Below are 3,156 nucleotides of genomic sequence, written 5' to 3' on the forward strand. Positions count from 1 at the left end.
AAGTAGGTGTTGGGCTCGATGGTCAGGTGGTAAATCGAGATGTGCGGGGAAGTAGGTGTTGGGCTCGATGGTCAGGTGGTAAATCGAGATGTGCGGGGGCTGCAGCGCCAGCGCCTGCCGCATGTCCTGCTCCAGGCTTTCCATGGTCTGGCCTGGCAGCGCGTACATGATGTCGAGGTTGAAGGTGTCGAAGGCTTGTGCGGCTTCTTCTACCGCGGCGATGGCCTGGGCGCGGTCGTGCACGCGGCCGAGGGCTTTGAGGTGTTTGTCGTCAAAGCTCTGCACGCCGACGGACAGGCGTGTGACGCCGGCGCTGCGAAAGGCCTTGAAGCGGTCTTTTTCAAAGGTGCCGGGGTTGGCTTCGAGCGTGATTTCGCAGTCGGCTTCAAGCCTGAGGCGTGCGCGGATGTCGGCAAGCAAGCGGTCTATGGCCTGCGGCGAAAACAGGCTGGGTGTGCCGCCGCCAATAAAAATGCTGTGGACCATGCGGCCCCAGATCAGGGGCAGCGCGGCCTCCAGATCGGCCACTACGGCGTCGATGTAGCGCTGCTCTGGCATTTCGCCCGCGACCTCGTGCGAATTGAAGTCGCAATAAGGGCATTTCTTGAGGCACCAGGGCAGGTGCACGTACAGCGACAGCGGCGGCAACGCGGCCAGCTGCAGCGTGCCGCTGCGCATGTAGTGCTGGATGTCTTGCTGGGCCATAAAAGGAAGAGTGGTTACAGCCAGCGCTCACGCATGAGTTCGATCATTTGCCGTGCGGCCTTGCCGCGGTGGCTGTTGGCGTTTTTTACCTCAACGGGCAACTGTGCAAAGGATTGGCCGAACTCGGGGATGTACATCACGGGGTCGAAACCGAAGCCGTTGCTGCCGACGGGCGCGGGTGCGATTTCTCCGGCCACGCGGCCTGAGGCAATCAGTGGCTCCGGGTCTTCTGCAGACCGGACCGCCACCAGGGTGCTAACCAGCGCCGCGCGACGCTGGGCGGGCTGCGTCAGGCCGGCCATTTGCTCCAGCAAGGCTTTGACGTTGTTGTCGTCGCCCTTGGCATAGCCAAACTGCGTGGCGTAAAACGCGGTGTCCACGCCGGGCAGGCCGCCAAAGGCATCCACGCACAAACCGGCGTCGTCGGCCAGCGCGGGCAGGCCACTGAGGCGCGACGCCTGGCGGGCTTTGGCAAGTGCGTTTTCCACAAAGGTGCGAAAGGGCTCGTCAGCCTCCGGCAGGCCCAGCTCGGCCTGGCTGACCAGCGTCAGGCCCAGGGGAAGGAGCATGGCCTTGAGCTCGGCGAGTTTGCCCTGGTTGTTCGACGCAAGTACGATTTTCATAAGCAAAAAATGGCTCCAGGCCAATAGGGGTCTGCGCGAGCAGCTATTAATTTGATAGCGACTGTTTCTGCATGCCGACCAGTTCGACGATGCCTTTTTCGGCCAGAACCAGCAGCGCGTCCATTTCCTTGCGCGAGAACGCCGCACCTTCGGCGGTGCCCTGCACTTCCACGTAGTTGCCGGCGCCGGTCATGACGACATTCATGTCGGTGTCGCAGGCGGAGTCTTCGGTGTATTCCAGGTCCAGCAGGGGCGTACCCCGCACGATGCCGACCGAAATTGCCGCGACGTGGTCGATGATGGGGGTTTGCTGGAGCTTGCCGCTGGCCAGCAGGGTATTAACGGCGTCCTGCGCAGCCACAAAAGCGCCGGTGATGCTGGCGGTGCGGGTGCCGCCGTCAGCCTGAATCACGTCGCAATCAAGATGGATGGTGCGCTCGCCGAGTTTCTTCAAGTCAAACACCGCCCGCATCGACCGGCCGATGAGGCGCTGGATTTCCTGGGTGCGGCCGCTTTGCTTGCCGCGGGCGGCTTCGCGGTCTCCGCGGGTGTGCGTGGCGCGGGGCAGCATGCCGTATTCGGCGGTGACCCAGCCTTCGCCGCTGCCCTTTTTGTGGCCGGGCACTTTTTCTTCAACGGAGGCGGTGCAGAGCACCTTGGTGCCGCCGAACTCGATGAGCACCGAGCCTTCGGCGTAGGCCGTGTAGTGGCGGGTGATGCGCACGGGGCGCAGGGCGTCGGCCGCACGCGCGCCGCTTCGTTCAAACTGACTCATGGTGGATGGCTTTCTGGCAAGGCGCCGGATTGAATGGCGGAATTGAGGGGGAACGGAATTGGAATGGAGCGGAAACGGGAGAGGCAAGCGGCGCCGAAGGCGCAGCCACCGAAACGGCTAACCCGGGGTATCAGGCTTTTCTTGCGGCTGAGCGGCGAATGGCTTCGTTGATTTCAGCGATGGAGCGTTCAATGGTCGCTTCGTCAAGGTCGTCCACCACGGTATCCAGCACGCCGGCCTGGATGGTCGAGGCGAAAACGCCGTCCATGATGCTGTCGGTAGACACCCCCCGGGTGGATTCGAAGGCGTCAGGCGTTTCCCACTCCATGGCCAGCACGGTGACGTTGTCGCTGTGTTCGCCGCCGGTACGCAAGGCATTTTCAACCAGGTCGGGGACGGCATCCGAAACCCCTTTGCCGGCCAGCTGGCGGACAATTTCCTCGTCACTCAGGCTGCCCCAGAGACCGTCGGAGCAGAGCAGCAGCTTGTCGCCCTGCTGCAGGGTCACGGGCCCGGCAACGTCAAAAACAGGTTTTGTAGGAGAACCGAGGCAGGTGAACAGGATGTTGCGGTTGATGCGTTCGAGCTTGATGACGCCGGCGCTCTGCTGCTCCAGGTAGGAGTGGTCGCGGGTACGTGTCAGCAGTTCGCCGTCTCGCACCACATACAGGCGTGAATCGCCGCAATGGACCCAAGTGGCTCCGGTGCCCTGCAAAATCGCCGCGACCAGCGTGGTGCGGGGCGTGTCGAGCATGCCTTTTTCGCTGGCGTAGCGAATGATCTGGTGGTGCGCCGCCATCAGCGCGGTGGAAAGAAATTCGGTGGTGTCTTCAATGACAGGGCGCGCTTCTTTCTGGTACAGCGCGGAAATGGTCTGCAGCGCAAGCTGCGCCGCCACTTCGCCTTCAGGATGGCCGCCCATGCCGTCTGCCAGCACAAACAGGCCCGACTCTCGCGTGTAGCAATAGCCCATCCGGTCTTCATTCTTCTCGCGCCCGCCTTTTCGGCTTACCTGAAAGACTGAGAATTTCATTTGAATTTAGTCGCGTAGCC

At 62.4% G+C, this 3,156-nt stretch carries 4 protein-coding genes; all 4 read right to left on the reverse strand.

Features of this window, described 5'->3' with window-relative positions:
- A partial coding sequence (gene hemW, locus AC1DWI_RS17695; RefSeq protein WP_477725330.1) for a radical SAM family heme chaperone HemW occupies nucleotides 1-705 on the reverse strand: 705 nt, incomplete at its 3' end.
- 14 nt (nucleotides 706-719) lie between these two features.
- Nucleotides 720-1,328, reverse strand: coding sequence for a non-canonical purine NTP pyrophosphatase (locus tag AC1DWI_RS17700; RefSeq protein WP_477725331.1), 609 nt, complete (start codon nucleotides 1,326-1,328; stop codon nucleotides 720-722).
- 46 nt (nucleotides 1,329-1,374) lie between these two features.
- Complete coding sequence (gene rph / locus AC1DWI_RS17705; RefSeq protein WP_477668270.1) at nucleotides 1,375-2,103, reverse strand: ribonuclease PH; 729 nt, start codon at nucleotides 2,101-2,103, stop codon at nucleotides 1,375-1,377.
- Between the two features lie 130 nt (nucleotides 2,104-2,233).
- Nucleotides 2,234-3,136 (reverse strand): PP2C family protein-serine/threonine phosphatase, encoded by a 903-nt coding sequence (locus AC1DWI_RS17710; protein WP_457282179.1) that lies wholly within the window; start codon nucleotides 3,134-3,136, stop codon nucleotides 2,234-2,236.
- Nucleotides 3,137-3,156: the final 20 nt, after the last annotated feature.

Source organism: Polaromonas sp. P3_C2, assembly GCF_056402675.1.

What these genes read in the sequence shown, in the direction of transcription:
- rph (WP_477668270.1), bottom strand. Translation starts at nt 2,103, where the DNA reads ATGAGTCAGTTTGAACGAAGCGGCGCGCGTGCGGCCGACGCCCTGCGC.
- AC1DWI_RS17710 (WP_457282179.1), bottom strand. Translation starts at nt 3,136, where the DNA reads ATGAAATTCTCAGTCTTTCAGGTAAGCCGAAAAGGCGGGCGCGAGAAG.
- AC1DWI_RS17700 (WP_477725331.1), bottom strand. Translation starts at nt 1,328, where the DNA reads ATGAAAATCGTACTTGCGTCGAACAACCAGGGCAAACTCGCCGAGCTC.